Genomic DNA, 25,042 nt, shown 5'->3' with positions numbered 1-25,042 from the left:
AGCACGTCCCAACGGTCAGATCGAATAAAGCCCGAACTCGAACGGCCTATAGCCGCGAGCTCGGGCTAACCACGTGCGGCGAGTTGCCCGGAATGGTCTCGGAAACGCTTATGTGTCGCAGGAGCGTTCATGCAAGTTACATTGGAGCCGGGTGACGTAATGTCAACTAATAGCGGCGCAGACCCGTATTGCCGATGGGTAGCCCCCCCTCCGCCGGGAGGGGGGCGCTAGTCATTCCCCATTCTTCGCGGGAAAGGCGAAACCGATCGGCTGGATGGCGGTGGCGTCCTGCTTTAGGCGGGCGGCCATCTGTTCGTATTCGCGTTCGGTTTCCGGCGTTACGCTCGCGCGCGACTCCTTCAGCGCGCCGTCGAAGTCGGCCATCGTCACGTCGGTCGAGTCGATCGAGCGGCGCAACGCCACCAGACCGGCACGGCGGACGACGTCTTCCAGATCCGCACCGGAGAAACGGTCGGTGCGGTCCGCCAATCGATCGAGATCGACGTCAGACGCGAGCGGCATCTTCTGCGTCTGGATGCCAAGGATGCGGCGGCGGCCGGCCTTGTCCGGTACGCCGACATAGACGAGTTCATCGAACCGGCCCGGCCGCAGCAACGCCGGGTCGATCAAATTGGGCCGGTTGGTCGCGCCGATCACGACGACCGACTGCAACTCCTCCAGCCCGTCCATCTCGGCGAGGATCGTGTTGACGACGCGTTCGGTCACCTGCGGCTCGCCGGCACCGCTGCCACGCGCAGGCACCAGCGAGTCGAGTTCGTCGATGAAGATCACACAGGGTGCGACCTGACGCGCGCGCTGGAACAGGCGGGCGATCTGCTGCTCGCTTTCGCCGTACCATTTGCTCAGCAGGTCGGACGATTTGGTGGCGATGAAGTTCGCCTCCGCCTCGCGCGCGACCGCCTTTGCCAGCAACGTCTTGCCGGTGCCGGGGGGGCCGTAGAGCAGGAAACCCTTGGCCGGACGTATACCGAGCCGGCGGAACGCGTCGGGGTTCTTGAGCGGAAGTTCGACGCCTTCCTTCAGCCGCATCTGCGCATCGTCGAGACCGCCGACATCGGCCCAGCGCACGGTCGGCGCCTGCACCATGACTTCGCGCATAGCCGATGGCTGGACGCGTTTCAGGGCACCCAGGAAATCCTCGCGCGTGACCGACAGTTCGTCGAGCACTTCGGGCGGGATCGTCCGCTCTTCGAGGTTCAGCTTCGGCATGATCCGGCGGACCGCCTCGATCGCCGCCTCGCGGGTCAGCGCGGCGAGATCGGCACCGACGAAACCGTACGTGGTGCGCGAAAGCTCATCGAGGTCGACACGGTCGCCAAGCGGCATGCCTCGCGTGTGGATACCGAGAATCTCGCGACGGCCACGCTCGTCGGGCACGCCGACGACGATCTCGCGGTCGAACCGGCCCGGACGCCGCAGCGCTTCGTCGATCGCCTCGGGACGGTTGGTCGCCGCGATCACCACGAGGTTCGCGCGCGACTCGAGACCGTCCATCAACGTCAACAACTGCGCGACGAGACGCTTTTCCGCCTCGCCCGACACCTGGCCACGCTTGGGCGCGATCGAATCGATCTCGTCGATGAACACGATCGAAGGCGCTGCCTTCGCGGCTTCCTCGAACACTTCGCGGAGGCGGGATTCGGACTCGCCATAGGCCGAGCCCATGATCTCGGGACCGTTGATCAGGAAGAACTGCGCGTCCGATTCATTGGCGACGGCACGCGCGAGCCGCGTCTTGCCGGTGCCGGGAGGGCCATGCAGCAACACGCCCTTGGGTGGATCGACGCCAAGCCGCTGGAACAGTTCGGGGTAGCGGAGCGGCAGTTCGACCATCTCGCGCAACTGGTCGATCGTCTGCGCCATGCCGCCGATGTCGTCATAGGTGACATCGGCGCGGCGTGCGGCCTGCGGCTCCTCATATTCGGAGCGGAGTTCGATCTCGGTATTCTCGTCGATGTGCACCACGCCCTTGGGGCTGGCCGCGATCACCGCGAGGCGGATCTCCTGCAACGCGTACGCCGGCGCGTTCATGAACTGCTGGACGTTCGGCGGCATGTTGCCGACACGCTGATGCCCCGCGGTCGCGACGATATCGCCCTGGCAGATCGGCCGGCCGAGGAAGGTGCGCTTGAGCGCGTTGGTCGAGCCCTGGAGGCGGAGGTTCTGCTGTGCCGGCGCGAACACGACGCGCGTCGCCGGCTTCGATTCGGCCTTGCGCACTTCGACGAAATCGCCCGAACCGACGCCGGCGTTCGCACGCTGGAGACCATCGAGACGGAGAATGTCGAGGCCCTCGTCCTCCGGATACGGCCCGACGGCGCGCGCGGGCGTGTTCTGCTTGCCGAGGATCTCGATCACGTCACCCTCGCCGATGCCGAGCGTCGCCATCAGCGCGCGCGGCACGTGCGCGAGACCGCGGCCGCTATCCTCGGGACGCGCATTGGCGACCTGGATTTTCCGCGTGGGATTTTCGCTATCGGGCATCTCGACTCCTTCGAACTCGAAGCGTGTCAGATGGGGGCGAAGTTCCAGGCTTGCGAGGCGTTACCTCGTTTACGGCTCAAGAAAACGCACAAAAAAAGGGCCGGCCAATGAAGGCCAGCCCATGAAAGTTTTTAGGAGAGGATGCCTGAAAGGCGAGGTCTTTTTGCGGCGAGACGGTTCATGTTGCAAGTGCGAAGGGATCAGCTACGATTGCGCTAACTGCAATCGTATGGCTGAATGCGTCCAGCGGTCATTGTCACACGCGTCGAGTCGAAAGAGGGATCATGCGCAGGCTGCCGCCATTGGGATCTATCGAGGCGTTCGTACAGGTCGCGCGGCTGGGGTCGATCAAGGCTGCGGCCGAGGACTTGGCGCTGTCCGCACCCGCGCTCAGCCGCCGCGTGCAAAGCCTCGAACGGTTCATCGCCAAGCCGCTGTTCGCGCGGCGGCATCAGGCGATGGTGCTCAATGCGGATGGCGAGCGGCTGCTGGCACAAATCGCCCCGGTACTCGATTCGCTGTCGGACGCGGTCGAATCGCTGACCAGCACGACCGAGGTGCTGCGGCTGCGTCTTGGAATCCTGCCGCTCTACGCGTCTCAGAAGCTGTTTCCCCGGCTAGGGGAACTGCGCACGACGCATCCCGAACTGCATCTCGACATCGATACCGCGGCGCATCTGGTGTCGCGGCTCGGCGATGGGCTCGATGCGGTGATCGCCTTGTCGCGCGAGATCGATCCGGCGTTCTACGCGCGGCGGCTCGATCGGAACTCGGTGTATGTGATCGGTGCGCGGAGTTTGCTGGAGCGCGCGGACCCAGTCACGCGGCCGGAACAGCTCTCGACGCTGACGGCGCTGGTGCACCGCGACATGACGGATACGTTCACGGCGTGGCGGACGGCGGCAGGGCTGGACGATATCGAACCGCTGGCGATCGATCATTTCGATTCGGGAGCGCTGATGCTGGAGGCGGCCGCGCAGGGCCTCGGTGTCGCGTTCATGCACGCTAGCCACTTCGAGGATGCAAACGATCCGCGACTGGTGCGGCTGTTCGATATCGAGGTGGAGAGCCCGTACAGCTACTGGTTCGTCTGCCGCCCGCGGGCGTTGCAGACCAAGCCGGTGAAGCTGTTCCACGACTGGCTGATACGGACGGTGGCAGAAGTATGACCGCTACTCCCCTCCCGCTTGCGGGAGGGGTCGGGGGGAGGGGCGCGCCTCACGCGCCGGACGCCGGTACGTACGTCGCGCCCTCCCCTAGCCCCTCCCGCGAGCGGGAGGGGAATTCAGCTTACGCAGCGCGAGCCTTGACGATCTTGCCCGGCGTCTTCGGTGGCTCGCCCTTGGGCAGCGCGTCGATCAGGTCCATGCCGTCGGTGACTTCGCCCCAGACGGTGTACTGCTTGTCGAGGAAGCGTGCGTCGTCGAACACGATGAAGAACTGCGAGTTCGCCGTGTCGGGCTGGTTGGTGCGCGCCATTGAGCACACGCCGCGGACATGCGGCTCGGCCGAAAATTCCGCCTTGAGGTTGGGCTTGCTCGACCCGCCGGTGCCGTCGCCGCGACCGCCGTCGCCGCCCTGCGCCATGAAGCCCGGGATCACGCGGTGGAAGGGTACGCCGTCGTAGAAGCCTTCGTTCGCCAGCTCGGCGATCCGCTCGACATGCTTGGGCGCCAGATCGGGGCGGAACTTGATCGTGACGTCGCCGCCATCGAGGGTCAGCGTCAGCGTTTCGGGGGTATCGGCCATCATGTCTTCTCCTGAATTGATGGGGCGCAGATAGGGAGCCGCACTCCGACTGGCAAATGCACGCGCGCCGGGTTAGGGCCCAACCGCGCATCTTTTAAGGGAGGCAGCCATGAGCGAACTCGAGCTTCCCGAGGTCGAAACCGACACCCAGCCCGAAAACCAGCTCGATCGCGACGACCATCTGCGTCCCGAATTCGTGCGGGCCGTGCTCGATGCGGTCGAGGACGGCGACGACGAGGCAGCGCGTACGCTGGTCGAGCCGTTGCACCCGGCCGACATCGCCGATCTGTTCGAGCTGACCCCGCAACAGGATCGCGCCGCGCTGGCGCGTGCGGTCACCGACCTGCTCGACGGCGACGTGTTCGCCGAGATGAACGATTACGTCCGCGAGGATCTGATCGATGCGCTCGAGCCGCACCAGGTCGCCGATCTCGCCTCCGAACTCGATACCGACGATGCCGTCGCGATCATCGAGGACATGGACGAGGACGAGCAGCGCGCGGTGTTGCGTGCGCTCGATCCGGACGATCGCGCGGCGATCGAGGAGGCGCTGAGCTACGCCGAGGAGTCCGCCGGTCGCCTGATGCAGCGCGAACTGATCGCGGTGCCCGAGCATTGGACCGTTGGCGACGCGATCGATTATCTGCGCGGCCACGAGGAGCTGACGACCGATTTCTGGGAGATCTTCGTCGTCGATCCCGCGCACAAGCCGATTGGCACATGCCAGCTGTCGTGGATGCTGCGCACGCCGCGCGGGATCGCGATCGCCGACGTGATGAAGCGCGAGCAGACGCTGATCCCGGTCGACATGGACCAGGAGGAAGTCGCGCTCCGCTTCCAGAAATACGCGCTGATCTCCGCGGCGGTGGTCGATCATGGCGGCCGGCTGGTCGGCATGATCACGGTCGACGACATCGTCCACATCATCTCCGAAGAAGCGGGCGAGGATACGCTGCGTCTGGCAGGCGCCGGCGACGGCGACATCAACGAGCCGATCCGACTGACCGTGCGCACCCGCTTCATCTGGCTGGTGGTCAATCTCGGCACCGCGATGGTCGCGTCGTCGGTCGTCGGGCTGTTCCAGGGGACGATCGCGAGCTTCGCGCTGCTCGCCGTGCTGATGCCGATCGTCTCGGGGATGGGCGGCAATGCGGGGACTCAGACGCTCGCCGTGGTGGTCCGTGCGCTGGCGACGAACCAGCTGACGAGTTCCAACACCGCGCGGATGATCGGTCGCGAGTTCCGCATTGCCGCGGCGAACGGCGTGATGCTGGGCGCGCTGATTGGTCTCGGGACGTACGTGATCTTCCGCAACACCGACCTGTCGCTAGTGATCGCCGCGGCGATGCTGGTGAATAATATCACCGCGGGGCTGGGCGGCGTGCTGGTGCCGGTGACGCTCGACAAGTTCCGGATCGATCCTGCGGTATCGTCCGCGGTGTTCGTGACGACGATGACCGACACGATGGGGTTCTTCTCGTTCCTCGGGCTCGCGTCTTTGTGGGGTCTGCACGGTTGATCGGCCGGTTGACTGGGCCGGTTTAAGGCCCATTTCCAACGCCATGCCGCTCCACCTTACCAAAGTCGCGTTCGGCGCGGAAAGCGTCGACCACCTCGCCGAGCGCCTCCGGCTGCGCGGCGAGGAGGGGCCGGTGTTCCTAACCACGCGCTATCTGCCCAAGCGGCACGAGGAAGTGGCGGGCCAGGGTTCGATGTTCTGGATCCTGAAGCACCAGCTGATCGCGCGCTCGCCGATCCTTGGCTTCGGCGAGGCGGAGGAGGGGCGCGTCGCGATCCATATCGATCCGAAGCTGGTGCTGGTGCAGGCGCGACCCAAGCGTGCGCATCAAGGGTGGCGGTATCTGGAGGGTGCCGACGCCCCGCTCGATCTGGGCGGCGATGCGACCGGGCTGGACGTGATGCCGCCGGCATTGATGACGAAACTGGCGGAATTGGCGCTGATCTGACGGGATTGGGTAGCAGCAACACGTGTGACGATCGGCTTTCTCCGCCACCCGCCCATCAGCCGCCATGAAATTCCTGGTGCGCGTATTCGCCGATCAAGCCACCCCGGCGGAGGCCGGGGCCCAATTGGGGGACGAATGTAGCGGCGGACAGTACCTCGTCATTCCGACCTTTCCAATTGGGCCCCGGCCTTCGCCGGGGTGGTGTTGACTGCACACTTTACTTCGGCAGCCATACCGATAGTGGACCGCCCTACTTCCCCTCAACCGCCCCCGGCTTCCCGCACACCACCGGTCCGCCCGCCGCCGCATCCACCCGGCATTTGGCGTTGCCCGCGACCGTCACCGTGCCCAGCCCGCTGCTCGTCACCTGCGCGGTATAGCGCGCCGCCGCCTTCACCTCGCCGACCCCGTCGAGATGCACGATGAGGTCGTTGACCGTCAGCCCGGTCGCATCGATCGCGCCCGGTCCGCTGGCGATCAGGCGCGCGCGGGCGGCGCGGCCGGCGAGCGTCATCTGGCCGGTGCCGATCAGCGTCGCATTCAGCTGGTCGGTGTCCGCCGCGGCGAGCGCCAGGCTGCCATTGCCGCTGACCGTCACGTCGACCTTCATCCCGCGCATCCGGGCGATCGTGAGCCGTCCCCCGGCCGCCACGCTCGCCGAGACGAGGCCGGGGGTCGAGAGCGTCACGACGATCGGTCCGCCGCCACCGTTCCCGCCGCCCCGCGGCTGCTCGCCCCAGCCGCCGGTGCCCTTGCGAACCGACAGCGTCGTGCCGTCGATGCGCACCGCCACGCCCTCGGTCACGCGCGGATCGCCCGTGATCGTCGCGCGCGGCGAACCGATCGTGACGCGCACCTCGAACGGCCCCTCGACGCGGAGCCTGTCGAAGCTCCCGACCGACTCGGTTCGGCTCGCGACCGGCGCCGGCTTGGCCAATACAGGCGAGGACAGCAGGAGCAGCGGGGCAAGCAGAGATCTCATGCGCGCAACCGTCGCCGCTTGCGTGCCTGTCGGCAAGTCAGTTCCCGCAGCGGACGCTTCCCGAGCCCATCTTCGACGTCGTGCAGCGCGCCTTCGGGCCGAGATCGACATCGCCCGAGCCCATCATGTCGACCTTGGCGGGGCCGTCGACCGCCGCGCGGACGCTGCCCGAGCCGGCGATCTCGATCTTGGCGGACGTCGCCTGGAGCTTCGACGCATCGACGTTGCCCGATCCGGCGATCTCGACGGTCAGGTCGTGCGCGGTGCCGCTGGCGCTCGCCGTGCCCGAGCCGGCGATCGAGAATTTCGCCGTGTCGACCTGCACCGCGGCGATCGTCAGGTCGCCCGATCCGGCGATCCCGCCCTCGAATTCACCGCCCTCGACGCGGTCGACGGCCATGTTGCCCGAGCCCGAGACGTTCGCCTCGGTCAGCCGCGGCAGCGTGACGTACACCTTCACCTTGGCGCCCTTGGTCCAGCCGAAGTTCGCGCCGTTCTTGCGGCCGACTTTGAGCGTTTCGCCGTCACGCTCGATCTTCAACCGGTCGAGCTGGTCGGCAGGCCCTTCGGCGCGAATCGAGAAGCCGGTGCCGACGCGAACGTCGACATCGTCCGAACCGCGCAGGTCGATCTGGTCGAAGTCGGCGACCTGGTAGGTCCGCGTCGTGCCCGAGCCCGACGCCGCGACGCCCGATCCCTCCTTGTCGCCGTCCCAGCTGAACGAACAGGCGGCGAGAGGAATGATCAGCCCGAGCGCAAGATAGTTCATCGCATCCTCCTGTGTGTTGTACAAGCAATACACTCGATCGGAGGCGCTGCAAAGCAAAATCGCGGGCGGCGGATGTGAACTCGAGCGATCCTCCCCCGCCAGGGGGAGGTGTCGCCGAAGGTGACGGAGGGGGAGGACACGGAACAGATGTTCCCCTCACCTCTCCCTCCGTCCGGCGAGCGCCAGCCACTCCCCCCCCCCCCGCGGGGAAGATCAGGCGCTCATCGGCGCTTGCAGGGGTAGGCGTCGCGCAGCGCGTCGCGCACGACGAACGACGGCGCGCCGGTGCCGGTCTTCTTGGCCCGGGCGTGGAGGTATTTGCGCACCGTCGCGGCGACCTCGATGTTCGAGGCGTGGTCCGGCGACGGGCAGATCTCGCGCGACAGCGACAGCGCATCGAACGCGCCGAGGATGTAGCCCGTGCAGACGTCGGCGGTGGGATCGTCGTCCTTGCCGCGGCAGAATTCGAGCATCTGCTGCGTGGTCAGCGAACTCACCACGACCGGTCGATCTGCCGGTCGATGTGCCGGGCGATCGGCTGCGGCGAGCATCGCGAGCATGAGCAGGATCATGAGCGTCCTTCCAACCCGACGACATCCCGACCGCGCGATCCGGTGCCGACATAGGGCAGCAGGCGCACGCGGGGGAACACGTCGTCGAGCGATTTGGTGTCGGGCAGGATGTAGACCACGCCACCCTTCTTCTGGAACTGCCGGCTGAGCATACCGGTATAGAATTTGGTGCCGACGTTGATGCAGCCGAAGCTGATGCGGTTGTCGTCGGGGGTCGGCGACAGCAGGCGCTCGACGCGGTGCTCGCTCTTGTGCGTGGTGATCACCGCATGCAGCGCGACCGAATTCGCGTAGTCGACCCACAGCACGCGCTGGTGCCCGAACGCGCGCCCGAACTTCGCGACGAAGCGACCGGCGGGCGTGGTGCGCTCGGCGGGTCCGATGTCCGCAAGGTTCTTGGCGCCGACACCCGGAGACGAGTCGTCGCCGATGCCGATGCCGAGCAGGACCGGCGTCTGGCCGAGAAAATCGCCCTTCGCCCCGAACAACAGCAGGGACGCCGCCTGCTTGTCGATCACGACAAAAGGGAGGCCTTTATTGTCGTGCTCCGCCGCGATCCAGCCGAGCAGGCGGTCGGCCGGTTCCGACAGCGGCGGCAACGGAATCGGTGTCGCGACCTTCGCCACGACGGCTTTCGCGCTCGGGCCGGTCTTGGGCTTGGCCTTGGGTTTGGCCTTGCGCGCTTGCGTGGCCTTGGTGGGGGTAGCCGACGCCATCTGTGGCGCGACCACCGCAAGCACCAGTCCGGCGGCAATCGCTATGCGGGGGATACGGCGAAACAGCCCTGCGGACACCCGTGTCCGGCAAGGCTGTTCGTCGATGCAAGCGCGTCGTGCGGCGATGAGCCCGGCCGCCGCGCGTCAGCCGCGGGGCTTGCGCTGGCGCTGCTTGGCCTGCTGCTGGACCTGCTGGTCGAGGCCATCGACACGACCGGTGAGCTGGTCGATGCGCTGGCCGTTCTGCTGCGACTGGCCTGCTGCCGCCTGGGCCTGGGCAAGTGCCTGGCCGGACGTGCCTTCGACGGTGCGCAGACGGCCGTCCATACCGTCGATCCGCGTGTTGACCACGGCGATCTGGTCGCGGACGAAGCCCTTCGTGGCGCAACCGCTAAGCCCGATACCGGCGATAAGGATCAGGGCGACCGTCGGATATTTCGGGAGATTCGTACGCATAGACTTAACCTTTCCAAACATGGATGGCGTCAGTCAGCGGAGAGTCGATGGAATAACAATCGATATCCGGCGAGACGTTCGCTCCGTGCGGCGAGAGTTCGCCAGCGATGGAGCCTGCGACTGGATTTGAGGCGTAACGAGACTGCCGGTCTCTTTCTTGATGTATGGCAAGGTTACGTTCAGAATAGCGGCTCGAACCGCCCATATCATGGCGGATACTTGCAATACTTGCACCACCCCCAACGTGCACCACCCCGGCGAAGGCCGGGGCCCAATTGGGAAACGTCACTAACTTAAGGCCGTGCTCCGTCACTCCAACCTATCCAATTGGGCCCCGGCCTTCGCCGGGGTGGTGGTGGTGGTGGTGGGTACGCCGCAATCCTCCCCCGCCAGGGGGAGGTGGCTGGCGCTTGCCAGACGGAGGGGGCGGTAAGGAATGACCGTTGTTCCGTGTCCTCCCCCTCCGTCACCTTCGGCGACACCTCCCCCTTACGGGGGAGGATCGTTGAGTTCGGTGCAAACGAAAAAGGGCGGCCCCGCAGGACCGCCCTTTCATACTCGGATCGGATGCGAAGGCGGTTACGCCGGCACCTTGTCCTTGTTGTAGATCGCGGCCGCGGCGCGGAGGATGTCGAGGATCTTCTCCTGCGCCTTGGGCTCGTCGAGCTCTTCCATCGCCGCCAGTTCGCGGGCGAGGCGGCTGGTCGCGCCTTCGAAGATCTGGCGCTCGGAATAGCTCTGCTCGGGCTGGTCGTCGGCACGGAACAGATCGCGGACCACTTCGGCGATCGACACGAGGTCGCCCGAGTTGATCTTCGCTTCATATTCCTGCGCGCGGCGCGACCACATGGTGCGCTTGACCTTGGGCTTGCCCTTGAGCGTGTCCATCGCCTCGCGCATCGTCTTGTCCGACGACAGCTTGCGCATGCCGACGCTTTCGGCCTTGTTGGTCGGCACGCGGAGCGTCATGCGCTCCTTCTCGAACCGGAGGACGTAGAGTTCCAGTGTCATGCCGGCGATTTCCGAGCGCTGGAGCTCGATCACACGGCCGACCCCGTGCTTGGGATAAACGACGAAATCACCGACATCGAAGGACAGTGCCTTGGCAGCCATTTGGGGCCTTTCCGGATCAGGCCTCCACGCGACGCCTCGACGAAGGACTCGTCGCTGCTGCATCGGGGGAGGGATAGGTCTACACGTCAGACGGATGACGTGAATCATCGCGCCCGTCGCGGACCCATCTAGCAGCTTTGCAATAAAATTACCAGCCGAACGTGGCAGGCCGCTTGCCCTTTTCGGGATTCGCCGCCTCTTATCAGTCGCCTGCGCCGGGCTCGGGCGAGAAATACTTGTCGAACTTGCCCTCGACACCCTTCATCGCGTCGGCGTCCGGCGGCGTCTGGTTGTCGTTGCGCGTGACGTTGGGCCATTGCGCCGAGAAGGTCGTGTTGAGCTCGAGCCACTGCTCGAGGCCGCTCTCGGTGTCGGGCAGGATCGCCTCGGCGGGGCATTCGGGCTCGCACACGCCGCAGTCGATGCACTCGCTGGGATTGATCACCAGCATGTTCTCGCCTTCGTAGAAGCAGTCGACCGGGCACACTTCCACGCAGTCCATGTACTTGCAGCGGATGCAGGCATCGGTGACGACGTAGGTCATTGCAGAACTCCTGGGCCGGATTCCTTTCCGGCGACGAACGCGCCAGCGACTATGCGCGCCTGCCCGTCGCGTCAATCATAGCAAGCCTTCTGCGACACGTTATCAGGCTTTGCCCCTCTCGTATCCTCCCCTGCCCAACACCCCTCCGTCATCCTGACGAAAGTCAGGACCCAGGATACCAAGGGCAGCCTCTCGCGGCTCTGGGTCCTGACTTTCGTCAGGACGACGGCGGCCGCTCGTGTCGAACCTCGTCGGTCACCCGGAAGCAGGATCGCGCACGGTACCGGCCGGCGTCTTCCCAGCAATCAAATCCTGATAGCATCCTTGCGCCTCGGGAGCCGGCCCCCGCCGTGCCGGCAAAGCCTCGACCCGGATCACCCGAACCTGATCTGCCACCGCAAACGTCAGCACGTTCCCCACCCTAACCGGGCAATGCGCGCGATCGATCGGCCGTCCGTCGATCCGCAGATGCCCCTTCTCGGCGATCGCCTGCGCGGCGCTGCGCGTTTTCGCGAGCCGCACGAACCACAGGAACCGGTCGATCCGCATCGCGCCTTCAACCATGGCGGACCAGTGCAGCCAGCCCGGCAAAGGCGTTCTGCCGCGACGGATCGACCGGCGCCGGCGCGACGGCGCGAGCCGGCGGCCGACCGCGCCAGACCCAGCGCGGCGTGTCCCCCGCCAGCGCCTTGAATCCCAGTTCGGCCATCAACCGCTCCAGCGACGCCGGATCGACACCCATCGAGGTGGCCAGCGCCGGATCGGGCGCGAACGGTGTGCGACCCTGCCGCGAATCGTGCGCGGCACGGGCGATGCGCTCGATCAGGTCGATCCGGACCGCCTGGAGTCCGAGCGGACGGAACCCTGCCTCGAGGACCGCACCCTCGCTGCCACGCGCCAACACCGTAGCCCCATCTCGCGGGGCGGCGATCGTCACACCGCGAGCAGACGCGAGGATACGCCGCCAGCGCGCCGACTCGGGCTTGAGCAACCGCGCGTCGAACAGGTCGAGCGCGCCGACCGTGATCCCGATTTTCCGCAGCCGCTTGCGCTCCTCGAGATCGATCGCGTCAAGCGCGACCCGCATCGGCAACCGCGGCAGGATCCCGCCAGCCTCCTCGATCGCACTGGCGACCGCGCGCAAGGCGGGCGTTGCGTTCGGATCGCGACTCACCTCGGCCAGGTGGACCAGCACGGCAATCCGCCGCTTGAGCATCCCGGCGAGCCACAGCGCCAGCCGCGCCTCGATCCGCTCCCGCGCGGTCTTGTCGAGGCAATCGAGCGACCGATCGAGGATCAGCTTCGGCCGCGCGAACGAAGGCCCAGCACCAAGCTTGGCGACCGGATGTCCCGCCCAGATCACCTGCGCCGCATCGTCGAGCGCGATATCGGCGTCCGGCGCATCGACCAGCGACTGCCCGCGCCGCGAGCGCTCGCCCGTCAGCCGCTTTTCCGCCGCCGCGAGCAGCAGCCGCTTGTCGCTCGCCCGCGCGTCCGCCGCGACGGTAAAGCGGAACCCGTCGAGCCGACCGATCGGATGGTCCTCGACCATCACCTCGCCCTCGGGACCGATCACCACCGGCAATGCGCCCGCATCCGCACCGATCTGGCGCATCAGCGCGGTCGTGCGCTTGTCGACGAACCGCTGCGTCAGGCTGGCATGCAGCGCATCCGACAGCCGCTCCTCCAGCGCCGCCGTCCGCGCGGCCCACAAGGTCGGCTCGGCCAGCCAGTCGGCGCGCTGCGCAATATATGCCCAGATCCGCGTCGCCGCGATGCGCCCCGCGATCACCGGCACGTCGCCCGCCACGGTATCGAGCCGCGCGATCTCGTCCGCAAACCACTGGTGCGGGATATGCCCCCGCCCCTCGCTCAGATGCCCGAACAGCCGCGACACGAACCGCGCATGCGGATCGAGCCCGACTTTCCGGAAATCCGGAACGCCGCATGCTGCCCATAATCGCGCGACCATCGCCGGGTGCCGTGCGCGTTCGCGGACCCAGCCCTCCTCCGCAAGCCGCTTCAAAACCCCCAGATCAAGGGCTTGAGGCGCGGCGCGCAAAACACCGGCGGGCGGGCGCGCTTCCAGGCTCGCGACCAGCGCATCGATGCTTGTGAAATCGGGCTCGCCCTGCCGCCAGTAGAGGTTCTCGAGGCGCGGAAACCGGTGTTCCTCGATCGCCAGCACTTCCTCGGGCAGGAACGCGCCGGGACCATCGTCGGACAGCGCGCCAAACGTGCCGTCGCGCTGATGCCGCCCCGCACGCCCTGCGATCTGCGCCATTTCCGCGACCGTCAGCCGACGCTGGCGCTTGCCGTCGAATTTGTTGAGGCTGGCGAACGCGACGTGCGCGACGTCCATGTTGAGCCCCATCCCGATCGCGTCGGTCGCGACGAGATAGTCGACCTCGCCCGCCTGGAACATCGCGACCTGCGCGTTGCGTGTGCGCGGTGACAGCGCCCCCATCACCACCGCCGCGCCGCCACGCAGGCGCCGCAGCATCTCGGCGACCGCGTACACCTCCTCCGCCGAGAACGCGACGATCGCCGAGCGCTTCGGCAACCGGCTGATCTTCTTCGCGCCCGCATAGGTGAGCGTCGAGAAGCGCGGCCGATTGACGATCTCCGCGCCGGGCACCAGTTTCTTGATCATCGGCCGCAATGCCTCGGAGCCGAGGATCATCGTCTCCTCGCGGCCCCGCGCGCGCAGCAGGCGGTCGGTGAACACATGCCCGCGCTCGGGATCGGCGCCCAGTTGCGCCTCGTCCAGCCCGACGAACGCGACGTCGCGATCGGGCATCGACTCGGCGGTGCAGAGGAACCAGCGCGCATCGGGCGGCACGATCTTCTCTTCGCCGGTGACCAGCGCCACCCGGTTCGCGCCCTTGATCGCCACCACCCGGTCATAGACCTCGCGCGCGAGCAGACGCAGCGGAAAGCCGATCATGCCGCTGGAATGCGCGCACATCCGCTCGATCGCGAGGTGCGTCTTGCCCGTGTTGGTCGGGCCGAGAACTGCGGTCACGCCACCGGAAGCATCATCGCTCATGCCGACAACATCGGGGGTAAACCATGCGCGCGCAATGACCTGGGCCGAGTTTCCTCGCCCCGCGCAACCTACCGCCGGGCAAGCACTTCTCGCCGCAAACCGGTTCGCGCGGACACACCGGTTAATTTGACTTTAGCAGGTTGCGATCACAACGACCGCCTGACGCCGGGGGGACCGGCACCATCGGGGCAGGCCTGCGTGTATCTTCGTAACGATCAGGGCTTCGAGTTGGCGAGCGCTGTACCGGGCCAGGGGTTCGGCCGCGGGCTCGCGCCGTCGCTGTCCGAGCTGTCGCGCGCAGACCTGTTGCGCGACCGGACGACGCGAGCCGATTTCTCGCGGATCGACTGGGTGCCCGATCTCGGCGCGCGGATCGGCAGCCTCGACTGGTGGCGCGGGCTCGCGACCTGCACCGCGCTGTGTGCCGCGACGTGGATGCTGTCGCCCGGCGTGAAGCCGCTCGTCGGTGCGGTGCCGACGCCGCTCGCGGGCGCCGAGTGGGAGGAGACGCGGGCGCAGGGCATCGCACCGCTGGCGCAGGGGGCGACGACCGGCCGGCGGATGGCCGCGAACGATCTCGTCGCGCCGCTCGCGCAGGTACCCGAACGACCGAGCGTCGACCTGTCCGCGACGCTTGGCGAGGGCGATAGTTTCGACCGCGCGCTGATCCGCGCAGGCGTCGGCCGGACCGATGCGGAGGCCGCCGCGGCGCTGGTCGCGCAATCGGTCGACCCGAAAGCCATACCGGCCGGCACGCGGATCGCGCTCACGCTCGGGCGGCGGGCGGATCGCACCGTCGCACGGCCGTTGGAAAAGCTCGATGTCCGCGCCCGGTTCGATCTGGCGCTGTCGCTGACGCGCGGCGCGAGCGGGCTGATGGTCGCGCGCAAGCCGATCGCGGTCGACACCACGCCGTTGCGGATCCAGGGCCTGGTCGGCTCGAGCCTGTACCGCTCCGCGCGCGCGGCGGGGGTACCGGGCAAGGCGGTCGAGTCGTTCATCAAGGCGATCTCGACGCGGCTCTCGATCGGCCGTGACGTCGGCGCCGCCGACCGCTTCGACCTGATCGTCGCGCGCGAGCGGGCCGCGACCGGCGAAACCCGGATCGGCGACCTGCTGTTCGCCGGGATCGACCAGGGCCGCCGCAAGGTGCAGCTGGTCCGCTTTGCCGCCGATGCGGCGAACGCGGATCCAGACAGCGACTCGGGCCGCGGCGGCTGGTTCGACGCGAACGGCCAGACCGAACGCCGGGCCGTCTCGGGCATGCCCGTGCTCGGGCGGATCACCTCGAACTTCGGCTGGCGGATGCACCCGCTGCTGGGCTTCACGCGGATGCACAAGGGGCTCGACATCGGCGCGCCTTACGGCTCGCCGATCCACGCGATGACCGACGGCGTGGTCGCGTTCGCGGGACGGACCGGCGGCTATGGCAATTTCGTCAAGCTGATCCACGGCGGCGGGATGGCGAGCGGCTACGGCCATATGAGCCGGATCGCGGTGGCGTCGGGAACGCGCGTCCGCGCCGGACAGGTGATCGGGTATGTCGGCTCGACCGGCATGTCGACCGGCCCGCACCTGCACTGGGAAGTGTGGAAGAACGGGGCCGCGATCAACCCGCGCTCGGTGTCGTTCGCGAGCGTCGCGCAACTCTCGGGCGAGAAACTCCGCGCGTTCAAGGCGAAGGTGGCGCAGCTTCTCGCGGTGCGAATCGGAAACTAGCGCGCGGCGCGTTCGTTCGCGCGGTCGATCCAGCGCGACGCGATGAGATGGGGTACCGCGACCGCGCCGAGCAGCTGGAAGGCCTGCGCGGTGAGATCGGGCGTGAATGCGTCGGGCAGGCTCATCGCGCAGACCAGCCAGCCGGCGATCGCCGCCGCCGACATCGCCGCGCCGATCGCCAGCCAGCGCAGCGGCGACAGGTCCGGCAGGCGCAACCGGGCATCGGCGAGATGGCGCGGCGAATGCAGGAAGACGAAGAACAGGGCGAACCCGAATACCGGCGGCGCGACGACGAGCATGGCGATCGCGACCGCCATCGCCGCCGCCCATTCACGCGCGCCGTCACGCCAGGCGACGGCGATGCCGACGCCCGTCACCAGCAGGGCGACCGGGGCGAGCGCAAGCAGCGCATGGGCGACCCCCACCCCGCCCTCGCCATCGGCCATCGCCGCGAACAATCGCCCGACCTCGGCGGGATGACCGATCGCCGGCGCGACGATGATCGCGGTGCCCGCCGCCATCTTCAGCAGCGGTTCGTCGAGCATCGTCCAGTCCTCGCCGAAATGAATCGCAGCGACGATCAGGAACAGGATCAGCGCCACCAGCGGCAGCATCGACCACAGCACCAGCATCGCAGCGGCGACCCCGACATAGCCGGCAACGGCCAGCGCGAGCGGCCGTCGCCCAATCGCGGCGGTGCGCGCGATCAACGCGATGTCGTAGGCGCCGTGCGGCATGCCGCCCGCGACGAACAACAGTGTCGCGATCACCGTCGCGGACGGTCTGGTCAGCGGCACCCGCGCGACGATCGCGACTGTCAGGCACGCCGCCGCCAGCCAGAACGCAGGGTGCGCGAAACCGCCGCGTCCGATCGGGACGCGGCGGAGATCATCCGACGGGGCGGCATGCCTCACGCCAAGGCTGCGCCGGCCGGGCACGCTGGGGTGAAGCATGGCCGGGTGATGCAGGCCGGGGTGATGCAGGCCGGGGTCAGGCGTAGTGCCCGGTATCGCCATGCGCCTCGGCCCGCGATTTGCGCGACGAAATCATGAAGATCAGGATACCCAGTCCGGCCTTGGCGAGCAGATCGGCGATCGTGTAGCCGAGCTGGATGACTGTCGTCGCCGTGCCGCCGGTGATCCCGACATACGGCGCCATGTAGACGATCGGGTAGAAACCCCAGGAGGCGAAGGTGAGCAGGCGCGCCTTGCGCACCAGATCGCGCGCTTCGACCCGCTGCTGGTTGATCGAGTCGCCAAGCCCGCGGAACAGCTCCCAGACGATGTAGACGAACGGGATCGCCGACAAGGTGCCCCACAAGGCGCGGGTCGGGATGTCGGTCGCGATTTCGCCGGGATAGCCCAGGATGATCATCAGCGCCGCCGCCGTGCCGAGGCGAGTCGCCTTGGACGCGGTTTCCGCCGCGGACAGCCGCATCACCAGGATGAGTTCGATCAGCAGCAACGGCACCGTCAGCAGCCAGTCGACATAGCGATAGGCGTCGTTGAACGCGAAGCCGGTTGCGGTGACGATGCCGTCCTTGAGGACATAGGCCTCGTTCCAGCTCTGGAAGATCCGGAGATAATGATAGGCGGCGATCGCGGTCACGATACCCGAGATGGTCAGCGCCGTCCGATAGGCCGGCGCCACCTGCGAACGGCTCAGCCAGAGGAACGCGGTCGCCGCGCCCATCGCGGCGAGGGTGAAGGAGAAGGCATTATAGGCCAGTGAAAACTGGAGGGGGGTCACGACATCCATTGGAGCCTCGATCGATCGCATGGCGCCGCGCGCGCCACGATCGCGCGCCGGCAAGGCTGAGGAGGCCCCAGGCCGATGTCCGGACCGGTCCTTGATGCCACCCGACAATGGCGCCACAGCGACGACGAGCGCAACGGAGGGGTCATGCCCATGCCGTCATCGGGTTGGCGTCCGACTCCGGTTGTATCGCTGTGACGACCGGGATCGGTGTACGCCTGCGTCCCGCGTCGCGCGATACGGTACATGGTCCATACCGGCGTGATCTCCGCAAGGGACGGGCGGTGTCACGGGGTTCCGGCCAGCCCGTCCCCGACCCGTTTAGAGCCCGTTTAGAGCCCGGCTTCGACGGCCAGCCGGATCAGGTCCGCGGTCGTCCTGGTCCCCAGCCGGGTCATCAGGATCGCGCGGTGCATCTTCACGGTCTTTTCGGACAGGCCGAGTTCGGCGGCGATCTGCTTGTTGAGCAGGCCGTTCGCCACGAACTTCAGGATCTGGCCCTGTCGGGTCGACAGCGACTTCACCATCTCCGCCGCGCGGATTCGCCGCATGCTCGTCTGCGGCGTCGCGTCGGCATCGATCTCTACCTGCGATCCAAGGAAATAGAGCAACGTGTCGTCTTCGTCGTAGATCGGTGCGACCAGCACGGCGTTGCGGAACGGCTGGCCATCGCGCTTGTAGTTGAGGATCTCGACCAGCACCGGCCGGTGCTCGCGGACGCCGCGGCGGATCTCCTCGGATAGCCAGGGTTCGGTGGCCGGGCCTGACAGGAACCGGCAATTGCGGCCCACCACATCGTCCGGCCGGTATCCCGTCAGATCGCAAAAGGCCTGATTGCAGGCGACGATCGGGTTGTCGGGCAGGCGCGGATTGCTGACCACAGAGGCGATCGGACTATCGGCCACCAACCGGATGACCCGGTCTTCGGGGCACGGCTGTTCCGTCGCGATCACCATGCCTGCCCCCCCTGCCTGTGCCTCACCTGTCGGCGCGAGCTACCGATGATGGCTAGCACATATAATATGGATCGGACGTACGGTTAACGGGTTCGATCCGATCCGATCGCGGCTTTTCTATCGCGCCGCGCTGGCCGGAAGCGGCTTATTTCCCCTGCGCGCGCCAGCGTTGGATCGTGCGGCCGATGATCTGGTCCTCGCCGCCGACGTCGCGCCACAATTGCGAGAAGAGCGGGTCGCCCGATGCGGGGCGTTTCGATTCCTCGAGCCCGTCGAAGCTCACGCGGATCGGGATCGTCACGCCCTCGCCGCAGATGATGCACTCGCGGTTGCGCAGCGCGGGAATCGAATCGAGGAAGCCGCGCGCACCCTCGGGCATCGCCGCGCGGACGAACGCCTGATCGCGGTCGTTGTTGAGGCGCATCGCGATGATCGTGCCGCACTGCGACAGCACGCCCTCCGCGAGATCCGACGGGCGCTGCGTGATGAGACCGAGCGACACGCCGTATTTGCGGCCTTCCTTGGCGATCCGGCCAAGGATCCGGCCGACCGAGCTGGTCGCCTCCTGCCCCGCCGGGATGTAGCGATGCGCCTCCTCGCAGACGAGCAGGATCGGCCGCTGCGGTTCGTTGCGCGACCAGATCGCGAAGTCGAACGTCATCCGCGCCAGTACCGCGACGACAACCGAGGTGATGTCCGACGGTACCCCCGACACGTCGATGATCGAGATCGGCTTGCCGTCGCCCGGCAGGCGGAAGATGCGCGCCAGGAAACTCGCCATCGTGTCGGCGACGAGCATGCCCGAGAACATGAAGCCATAGCGCGGATCGGCCTTGATCTCGTCGATCTTGGTCTTCAGGCGGAGGTACGGCGCGGTGTCCCCCGCGCGGTCCATCCGGCCCATCTCCGCGCTGATGATCGTCGTCAGGTCGCTCAGCAGATACGGGATCGGCGCATCGACGGTCAGCTTGGCGATCTCCTGGCCAAGCCGGCTCTTGGCCTTGGCGGCGAGCAGGCATTTGGCAAGGATGTCGGCGTCGAACTGGCGCGCGGAGCCGCTGCTGGTGAGGAACACCTCGCAATGCTCCTCGAAGTTCATCAGCCAATACGGCATCTGCAGGTTCGAGACGTCGTAGATCGCGCCGTTCGATCGGAACGCGGCGGCATATTCGCCGTGCGGGTCGATCATCACGATATGGCCCTGCGGCGCCAGTTCGCAGATCCGGTGGAGGATCAGCGCGGCACTGGTCGACTTGCCCGTGCCGGTCGACCCGACCAGCGCGAAATGCTTGCCGAGCATCGCGTCGATATACAAAGCGGCGCGGATATCGGTGGTCGGATAGACCATGCCGACCTCGATATTGGCGCGATCCTCGGCGGCATACACTTGTTTCAAGTCGGACGTGGTGATCGGGAACACCTCGCAGCCCGGCATCGGATAGCGCGTGACGCCGCGGCGGAAGCGGAAGAGCCGGCCGGTCAACTGCTCCTCGTCGCCCTCGCCGAGATAGTCGATCTCGGCGGCGACGCAGGTGCCGGCGGCATCCTCGAGCTTGAGCGAACGGATGTTGGCGACCAGCCAGGTCGTGCCGACGCGCATCTTGACCTGACTGCCGACCTGGCCCGCCGCGGCGACCACCGGATCGGCATCGTCGTACAGCGCGCCGATCGAGGCACGATCCAGCAGCACGCGACTGCTCGATCCTGCGATCGCGAACACCACGCCGATCGGGGCCGACATCGGCCCGCACTGCGGCCCGCACTGCGGTGCGCATGGCGGTGCGCACGGGCCAGGCGCGACCATCGACCCGTTGGCCGGCACCGCCGCCTGCAGGAATGCGCCGTGTCCCGACAAGTCGCTCATTATGGCACCATCTCCGGTCATTACCGACCAGCTCTGCCATCCAATGCGTAAATATCCGGTGACGACGGCGTTAACGATCCCGCGTCGGTCGGGCCTACACCCGGCGCGCGATCCAGCCCGCGGCCCAGCCGAGGAACACCGACAACGCGACCGCGGTGAGGCCGTAGATCACCGACGAACGCTCCGCCGCACGCGCGACGAAACGCTCGAACCCCGATTTGCGGATGTCGATGTCGCGCACCGCCGCCGCCAGCACGCGACCGTCGCGAATCAGGAACGTCTCCGCGGTAAAGCGCCCGACGGGCACGCGCGCCGGGATCGTCACGCGCGCGCGGTAGAGGACGCCGTCGGTGATCTCGACCGCGCGCGGCGCCTCATAATACAGGCCGGCGCGACGTTTCAAATCGACCAGCCCTTGTTGGAACCGATCCTGCGTCGCGGTCGGCGCGCTGGAGGCGGGCGACAATTGCAGGCTGTCGAGCCCGAGTTCGTAGATCGCACGCGTCCGATCGTCGACCAGCCGGCCGATCGGTTTCGACGAGGCGATCGCATAGAAGCTCGGCGCCGAACGATAGCGCAGCCGCGACGCGTTGACCCAGATGCCGGCGACCTTCTCCTTCTCGCGCATCAGGATCGACTGGGTCGGCCCCTTCACGACGACGACGATTTCGGTCGGTTGCTCGCCGGTCGGCAGGCGTCCGCCGGGGTAGAGAATCGCCCCGAACAGCAGCAGTTCGGCACCGGTGAAGCTGTAGGCGATCTCGATATTGCGCTGCGAGACGTCGGGGACGAGGACCGGCTTGGCCTGCGCCATCAGCAGCGGCGCCAGCAGCAGTAGCGGCCAGGGCTTCACGACCCGGCCCTCACGACAGCGTGACCGAGAAGATCTCCTCGGGCCGCCAGACCAGGCCGAGCAGGATGCGCGCACCGACCAGCAGCACCATCACCGCGAGCGCGAGGCGGAGATATTCGGGGCGGAACTTGGTGGCGAACCGCGCCCCGATCTGCGCGCCGACCACCGAGCCGAGCAGCAGCAGTCCGGCCAGCACGATGTCGACCGCCTTGGTGGTGGTCGCGTGGACCATCGTCGCGACCGCCGTCACGAACAGCGTCTGGAACAGCGACGTGCCGACCACCACCGAGGTCGCCATGCCGAGCAGGTAGATCATCGCGGGGACGAGGATGAACCCGCCGCCGATGCCGAGCAGGATCGTCAGGATGCCGGTGAAGAAGCCGAGCAACAAAGGTGCGAGCGGCGAGATGTAGAGCCCGGAGGCGTAGAACCGGGTCCGCAGCGGGAGCGCGGCGACGAGCGGGTGGTGGCGGCGCTTGCGCGCTTTCGGCGGCCGCCCGGTGCGCGCGCGACCGATCGTGCCGATCGATTCCTTCGCCATCATGCCTCCGATCGAGCCGAGCATGACGACGTAGACGATCGCGATCACGGTATCGATCTGGCCGCTCTGCTGGAGCAGGCGGAACAGCCATGCGCCGAAGAACGAGCCGAGGATGCCGCCCGCGACCAGCACGCCGCCCATCTTGGTATCGACGCCCTTGCGACGGAAATGCGCGAACACGCCCGAGACGCTCGCGCCGGTCACCTGGCTCGCGGACGAGGCGGCGGCGACGGTCGGCGGGATGCCGTAGACGATCAGCAACGGGGTCGTCAGGAAGCCGCCACCGACCCCGAACATCCCCGACAACAGGCCGACGCCCCCGCCGAGCAGGATGATGACGAGCGCGTTGACCGACAGGTTGGCGACGGGGAGATACAGATCCACGCACGCAGCGTTACACCGGATTGCGCGCGCGGGGCTAGGCTCGACTCGGCAGGACTGGTCGGCTTCCCTAGAAGTCGCTGCCGATCGACAGCGCCGGCCCCGAGCCCGGCCTTGCGGCACCGGCGACGCGTTCGCGCCAGTCGAGCGTCAGGCGCAGCGTCTTGCGCGCGACCGGTACCGTCGCGACGATCGACGGGCCGAGATCGAACCGCTCGGCGGCACGTTGCGCGCTGCCCCATGCACCGACGCCGATATCCACGCGCGCGCCGGCGACCCGGCCGATCGGATGCGTGACCCTTGCCGAGGCATCGACGAACCCCTCCACGCCGTCGCGGACGATTACACCGGCCTGGCCATAGCCTTCGAGGCGAAGTCCGGGGGCGATGTCGGCGGGTCCATAGCCGGCGATCACGCCGAGCGTCGGCCCACCTCGCCCGCCATCGAGCGCGAACCGGTGTTCGGCGACGAGGCGGACCGGCAACCGCGTCGGTTGCCATTCGATCCCGAGTGCGGCCTCGCGCCCTGCCCCTTCGAGCGGTGTCGCGAGCCGCGCGACCACAGAGAATCTGCGTCGCTTGCCGAGCGCGTAGACCAGTCGCAACCCGGCCTGCGATGCGCCGAGCTGGCCGCCGGATACGGTACCGGCCGGGCCACCGCGCGCGAGCAGCCACGCGCTGCCACTCAGCCGGCCCGGTGCCGACACCATGACGGGGGGGGCGATCGGCGACGGCATCCGCTCGGTTCGTGGCGCGGATGCAGGGGTGGTATCGTTGGAGACCGCCGCGAGCGCGGGTATCGCTGCGATCCTTGGCGGTGCGAACGAATGGCGTTCGACGGTGGGCTTTGACCCCGAAGAAATAGGCGGTCCCGGCGAGACAGGCGGTCCCGACGAGTCGTGTGATTCCGACAGGGCATGCGGTTCCGAAGCGTCATGCGGAAGGTCAGCCGGTGGCGAACTCCGATCTTGCAGAAACCTCATCGTGGTTTTCCCACCGGGTATCACTGCCTCGATCAGGCGGGGAAGCGTGTGGGATGCGGGAAGCGCGTCGATCGCGGGGAGCAGCATGGCGATCCGGATCAGCACCCATCCCCCCAGCGACAGCACCAGAAACCGCAGCGGACGGCCGCCGGTCATCGCGTGACGGCGACACGGCCCAATCCGTCGATGCCGACGACCGGATGTCCGGCCAGGTCGGGAAACGCGTGCCGCGTCTTGTCCCAGACCGGCGGCGCGCCGCGCAACATGCCGATATAGACGAGTACCGCGCGGGGCGCCGCGAGCAACGAGACGAGATTGCCGACGAAGAATCGCGGCAGCGCCCACAAGGCCTCGCGGAGGCCGTAGCTTCGCCAGGTGAACACCATGCGCATGCCCAGCCGCCACGCCAGCAACAGCGCGTTGGCCGCGAGCAACCACAACGCGATCGGATACGCGCCGTTCGCATACGGCGCCGCATGCGCCGATTGCGCATGCAGCGACAGCGACAGGATCCAGGCCGGCACCGCGAGATATCCGATCGCGAGGACGACGACGGCGATCGGCGCGCGACGATCGCGCATCCGCATCCAGTGATCCGCCAGCGCGCGCGGTCGCGCCCAGCCGGTGCGATCCCATCCGGCGAGCGCGATGCCCGTCATCCAGCGGGTCTTCTGACGCACCGACTCGGGGATCGTGCCGGGAAAATAGGCCCGGACGGCGACCACCGTGCCGGTGTCGTCGGCGGCGACCCGTGCGAAGATCCCGCGCGCGCCGAGTTCGGCAAGTCGCAGACCGAGTTCGTAATCCTCGGTCAGGCTGGTGGCGTCGAACGGGTCGCCGCCGCGGGCCAGCGCCACCATCGCGAGAAAATGCGGCGATATCGCGCATCCCGTACCCGCCAGCGGCATGGCCGCGCCGACGACCGTGCGAACGATAATCTGTTTGGCGTGGGCCTCAGCGAATGCGAAACCGCTCTCGTATGGCCGATCTCACCTCAACTCCGCGTTGGCCGTATGTCCGCTTTGGAGAGGTTATTTACCGTTGATATCGTGACGATGCGGCGCTGATTGCGCTTCGCCTACCGCGACATGGTTTCGTTCTAGATAGCGCAGGCCAAAGAATGCGACGGCGATTACAGCGATCAGGAAGGTTGCTAGAAAAACGTTCCAAAACAGCTGATTAGGCTCGCGAAACTCAGCCCAAAGCGGGATCGCTAAAAATACGCTGATCAAAAAAACGGCATACCGTTTCGACATTGCACTACCCAGTATTTGCCCAGACCGGTCTATCATAACGGTACTGCCAACGTCCGCTAGTGGGCGGAAGCGGTCGTTCGAAACGAGTTGCGATAACGCTCAAGCCGCTTCAGCGAATGCGAAACCGCTCTCGTATGGCCGATCTCACCTCAACTCCGCGTTGACCGTATGTCCGCTTTGGGGAGAAAAGCCGACATTGCACGGTTTCATCCGCCTGCTAAGTATCCTCACACGATGTGCGGAGCAGACAGATGGGATTGGAACGCTTCGTCGAGACGTGGACTTCGTCCCATTATCCCCCCGAGAGGGTCCA

At 67.1% G+C, this 25,042-nt stretch carries 24 protein-coding genes; 4 read left to right on the top strand and 20 right to left on the bottom strand.

Features of this window, described 5'->3' with window-relative positions; translation table 11 throughout:
- Window positions 1-231: 231 nt before the first annotated feature.
- Complete coding sequence (locus O6Y00_RS20655; protein WP_353444405.1) at window positions 232-2,505, bottom strand: CDC48 family AAA ATPase; 2,274 nt, start codon at window positions 2,503-2,505, stop codon at window positions 232-234.
- A 284-nt stretch (window positions 2,506-2,789) separates the two neighbouring features.
- Here O6Y00_RS20655 and O6Y00_RS20650 point away from each other — a divergent pair, with 284 nt between their 5' ends.
- Entirely contained in the window at window positions 2,790-3,674 is an 885-nt protein-coding gene (locus O6Y00_RS20650; RefSeq protein ID WP_353444404.1) for a LysR substrate-binding domain-containing protein, read from the top strand.
- A 121-nt stretch (window positions 3,675-3,795) separates the two neighbouring features.
- Here O6Y00_RS20650 and O6Y00_RS20645 read toward each other — a convergent pair whose 3' ends face one another.
- A complete protein-coding gene (locus O6Y00_RS20645; protein ID WP_056053908.1) occupies window positions 3,796-4,254 on the bottom strand; it encodes a peptidylprolyl isomerase in 459 nt (152 codons plus the stop codon).
- Window positions 4,255-4,363: 109 nt separating this feature from the next.
- Between O6Y00_RS20645 and mgtE the strand changes: the two genes are divergently transcribed.
- Entirely contained in the window at window positions 4,364-5,773 is a 1,410-nt protein-coding gene (gene mgtE / locus O6Y00_RS20640; protein WP_353444403.1) for a magnesium transporter, read from the top strand.
- Window positions 5,774-5,816: 43 nt separating this feature from the next.
- A complete protein-coding gene (locus tag O6Y00_RS20635; RefSeq protein ID WP_056053914.1) occupies window positions 5,817-6,221 on the top strand; it encodes a DUF1489 family protein in 405 nt (134 codons plus the stop codon).
- A 250-nt stretch (window positions 6,222-6,471) separates the two neighbouring features.
- Here O6Y00_RS20635 and O6Y00_RS20630 read toward each other — a convergent pair whose 3' ends face one another.
- The 9 genes from O6Y00_RS20630 to O6Y00_RS20590 all read right to left on the bottom strand — a co-directional run bounded on the left by O6Y00_RS20630 (window position 6,472) and on the right by O6Y00_RS20590 (window position 14,422).
- Complete coding sequence (locus O6Y00_RS20630) at window positions 6,472-7,203, bottom strand: GIN domain-containing protein (protein WP_353444402.1); 732 nt, start codon at window positions 7,201-7,203, stop codon at window positions 6,472-6,474.
- A gap of 37 nt (window positions 7,204-7,240) precedes the next feature.
- Window positions 7,241-7,972: a head GIN domain-containing protein gene (locus O6Y00_RS20625; protein WP_353444401.1), complete on the bottom strand. Its 732-nt coding sequence runs from the start codon at window positions 7,970-7,972 to the stop codon at window positions 7,241-7,243.
- Window positions 7,973-8,193: 221 nt separating this feature from the next.
- A complete protein-coding gene (locus O6Y00_RS20620) occupies window positions 8,194-8,544 on the bottom strand; it encodes a Rap1a/Tai family immunity protein (protein ID WP_353444400.1) in 351 nt (116 codons plus the stop codon).
- Window positions 8,541-9,260, bottom strand: coding sequence for a hypothetical protein (locus O6Y00_RS20615; RefSeq protein ID WP_435368660.1), 720 nt, complete (start codon window positions 9,258-9,260; stop codon window positions 8,541-8,543). The genes O6Y00_RS20620 and O6Y00_RS20615 overlap by 4 nt, the downstream gene beginning before the upstream one ends.
- 144 nt (window positions 9,261-9,404) lie before the next feature.
- A complete protein-coding gene (locus tag O6Y00_RS20610) occupies window positions 9,405-9,716 on the bottom strand; it encodes a hypothetical protein (RefSeq protein ID WP_353444398.1) in 312 nt (103 codons plus the stop codon).
- Between the two features lie 579 nt (window positions 9,717-10,295).
- Window positions 10,296-10,829: a CarD family transcriptional regulator gene (locus O6Y00_RS20605; RefSeq protein ID WP_056053923.1), complete on the bottom strand. Its 534-nt coding sequence runs from the start codon at window positions 10,827-10,829 to the stop codon at window positions 10,296-10,298.
- A 202-nt stretch (window positions 10,830-11,031) separates the two neighbouring features.
- Window positions 11,032-11,373, bottom strand: coding sequence for a ferredoxin FdxA (gene fdxA, locus O6Y00_RS20600; RefSeq protein WP_031393648.1), 342 nt, complete (start codon window positions 11,371-11,373; stop codon window positions 11,032-11,034).
- Between the two features lie 255 nt (window positions 11,374-11,628).
- Window positions 11,629-11,922 carry an RNA-binding S4 domain-containing protein gene (locus O6Y00_RS20595; protein WP_353444397.1) on the bottom strand — a complete coding sequence of 98 codons (294 nt, stop codon included), beginning with the start codon at window positions 11,920-11,922 and terminating at the stop codon, window positions 11,629-11,631.
- Window positions 11,923-11,929: 7 nt separating this feature from the next.
- Window positions 11,930-14,422: a helicase-related protein gene (locus O6Y00_RS20590; protein WP_353444396.1), complete on the bottom strand. Its 2,493-nt coding sequence runs from the start codon at window positions 14,420-14,422 to the stop codon at window positions 11,930-11,932.
- A gap of 198 nt (window positions 14,423-14,620) precedes the next feature.
- Between O6Y00_RS20590 and O6Y00_RS20585 the strand changes: the two genes are divergently transcribed.
- The gene (locus O6Y00_RS20585; RefSeq protein ID WP_435368659.1) at window positions 14,621-16,141 is read left to right on the top strand and encodes a M23 family metallopeptidase; all 1,521 of its coding nucleotides are present in this window, start codon (window positions 14,621-14,623) and stop codon (window positions 16,139-16,141) included.
- On the opposite strand, the gene O6Y00_RS20580 is transcribed toward O6Y00_RS20585, so the two are convergent.
- The 9 genes from O6Y00_RS20580 to O6Y00_RS20540 form a co-directional block, all read right to left on the bottom strand.
- Window positions 16,138-17,157, bottom strand: a complete 1,020-nt coding sequence (locus tag O6Y00_RS20580; protein ID WP_353444393.1) for a Brp/Blh family beta-carotene 15,15'-dioxygenase — start codon at window positions 17,155-17,157, stop codon at window positions 16,138-16,140. The genes O6Y00_RS20585 and O6Y00_RS20580 overlap by 4 nt on opposite strands.
- Window positions 17,132-17,920 carry a bacteriorhodopsin-like gene (locus O6Y00_RS20575; RefSeq protein WP_353444392.1) on the bottom strand — a complete coding sequence of 263 codons (789 nt, stop codon included), beginning with the start codon at window positions 17,918-17,920 and terminating at the stop codon, window positions 17,132-17,134. Before O6Y00_RS20575 ends, O6Y00_RS20580 begins: the two co-directional genes overlap by 26 nt.
- A gap of 308 nt (window positions 17,921-18,228) precedes the next feature.
- Window positions 18,229-18,852, bottom strand: a complete 624-nt coding sequence (locus tag O6Y00_RS20570) for a PAS domain-containing protein (protein ID WP_353444391.1) — start codon at window positions 18,850-18,852, stop codon at window positions 18,229-18,231.
- Window positions 18,853-18,997: 145 nt separating this feature from the next.
- Window positions 18,998-20,593: an ATP-binding protein gene (locus O6Y00_RS20565; RefSeq protein ID WP_353444472.1), complete on the bottom strand. Its 1,596-nt coding sequence runs from the start codon at window positions 20,591-20,593 to the stop codon at window positions 18,998-19,000.
- 217 nt (window positions 20,594-20,810) lie between these two features.
- On the bottom strand, window positions 20,811-21,530 hold the full coding sequence (locus O6Y00_RS20560) for a TIGR02186 family protein (protein WP_353444471.1): 720 nt from the start codon (window positions 21,528-21,530) through the stop codon (window positions 20,811-20,813).
- A gap of 49 nt (window positions 21,531-21,579) precedes the next feature.
- Window positions 21,580-22,494, bottom strand: coding sequence for a sulfite exporter TauE/SafE family protein (locus O6Y00_RS20555; RefSeq protein ID WP_353444390.1), 915 nt, complete (start codon window positions 22,492-22,494; stop codon window positions 21,580-21,582).
- 67 nt (window positions 22,495-22,561) lie between these two features.
- Window positions 22,562-23,629 (bottom strand): hypothetical protein, encoded by a 1,068-nt coding sequence (locus tag O6Y00_RS20550; protein WP_353444389.1) that lies wholly within the window; start codon window positions 23,627-23,629, stop codon window positions 22,562-22,564.
- Window positions 23,626-24,381 carry a glycosyltransferase family 2 protein gene (locus tag O6Y00_RS20545; protein WP_435368658.1) on the bottom strand — a complete coding sequence of 252 codons (756 nt, stop codon included), beginning with the start codon at window positions 24,379-24,381 and terminating at the stop codon, window positions 23,626-23,628. Before O6Y00_RS20545 ends, O6Y00_RS20550 begins: the two co-directional genes overlap by 4 nt.
- A 123-nt stretch (window positions 24,382-24,504) precedes the next feature.
- Complete coding sequence (locus O6Y00_RS20540; protein ID WP_353444388.1) at window positions 24,505-24,729, bottom strand: hypothetical protein; 225 nt, start codon at window positions 24,727-24,729, stop codon at window positions 24,505-24,507.
- Window positions 24,730-25,042 lie beyond the last annotated feature (313 nt).

This window comes from Sphingomonas faeni (assembly GCF_040407565.1).
In the GTDB taxonomy this organism is placed as follows: Bacteria; Pseudomonadota; Alphaproteobacteria; order Sphingomonadales; family Sphingomonadaceae; genus Sphingomonas; species Sphingomonas faeni_F.
Note: the sequence above shows the minus strand (reverse complement) of the source record. Positions and strands in the feature narration are given on the sequence as shown.

Coding starts and splice junctions, on each gene's coding strand:
- O6Y00_RS20565 (WP_353444472.1), bottom strand. CDS start 20,593: ATGTCGGCCCCGATCGGCGTGGTGTTCGCGATCGCAGGATCGAGCAGT.
- O6Y00_RS20625 (WP_353444401.1), bottom strand. CDS start 7,972: ATGAACTATCTTGCGCTCGGGCTGATCATTCCTCTCGCCGCCTGTTCG.
- O6Y00_RS20550 (WP_353444389.1), bottom strand. CDS start 23,629: ATGACCGGCGGCCGTCCGCTGCGGTTTCTGGTGCTGTCGCTGGGGGGA.
- O6Y00_RS20545 (WP_435368658.1), bottom strand. CDS start 24,381: ATGCCGCTGGCGGGTACGGGATGCGCGATATCGCCGCATTTTCTCGCG.
- O6Y00_RS20595 (WP_353444397.1), bottom strand. CDS start 11,922: ATGCGGATCGACCGGTTCCTGTGGTTCGTGCGGCTCGCGAAAACGCGC.
- O6Y00_RS20645 (WP_056053908.1), bottom strand. CDS start 4,254: ATGGCCGATACCCCCGAAACGCTGACGCTGACCCTCGATGGCGGCGAC.
- O6Y00_RS20540 (WP_353444388.1), bottom strand. CDS start 24,729: ATGTCGAAACGGTATGCCGTTTTTTTGATCAGCGTATTTTTAGCGATC.
- O6Y00_RS20580 (WP_353444393.1), bottom strand. CDS start 17,157: ATGGCGATACCGGGCACTACGCCTGACCCCGGCCTGCATCACCCCGGC.
- fdxA (WP_031393648.1), bottom strand. CDS start 11,373: ATGACCTACGTCGTCACCGATGCCTGCATCCGCTGCAAGTACATGGAC.
- O6Y00_RS20655 (WP_353444405.1), bottom strand. CDS start 2,505: ATGCCCGATAGCGAAAATCCCACGCGGAAAATCCAGGTCGCCAATGCG.
- O6Y00_RS20630 (WP_353444402.1), bottom strand. CDS start 7,203: ATGAGATCTCTGCTTGCCCCGCTGCTCCTGCTGTCCTCGCCTGTATTG.
- O6Y00_RS20575 (WP_353444392.1), bottom strand. CDS start 17,920: ATGCGATCGATCGAGGCTCCAATGGATGTCGTGACCCCCCTCCAGTTT.
- O6Y00_RS20635 (WP_056053914.1), top strand. CDS start 5,817: ATGCCGCTCCACCTTACCAAAGTCGCGTTCGGCGCGGAAAGCGTCGAC.
- mgtE (WP_353444403.1), top strand. CDS start 4,364: ATGAGCGAACTCGAGCTTCCCGAGGTCGAAACCGACACCCAGCCCGAA.
- O6Y00_RS20590 (WP_353444396.1), bottom strand. CDS start 14,422: ATGAGCGATGATGCTTCCGGTGGCGTGACCGCAGTTCTCGGCCCGACC.
- O6Y00_RS20615 (WP_435368660.1), bottom strand. CDS start 9,260: ATGGCGTCGGCTACCCCCACCAAGGCCACGCAAGCGCGCAAGGCCAAA.
- O6Y00_RS20620 (WP_353444400.1), bottom strand. CDS start 8,544: ATGATCCTGCTCATGCTCGCGATGCTCGCCGCAGCCGATCGCCCGGCA.
- O6Y00_RS20610 (WP_353444398.1), bottom strand. CDS start 9,716: ATGCGTACGAATCTCCCGAAATATCCGACGGTCGCCCTGATCCTTATC.
- O6Y00_RS20570 (WP_353444391.1), bottom strand. CDS start 18,852: ATGGTGATCGCGACGGAACAGCCGTGCCCCGAAGACCGGGTCATCCGG.
- O6Y00_RS20650 (WP_353444404.1), top strand. CDS start 2,790: ATGCGCAGGCTGCCGCCATTGGGATCTATCGAGGCGTTCGTACAGGTC.
- O6Y00_RS20560 (WP_353444471.1), bottom strand. CDS start 21,530: ATGGCGCAGGCCAAGCCGGTCCTCGTCCCCGACGTCTCGCAGCGCAAT.
- O6Y00_RS20605 (WP_056053923.1), bottom strand. CDS start 10,829: ATGGCTGCCAAGGCACTGTCCTTCGATGTCGGTGATTTCGTCGTTTAT.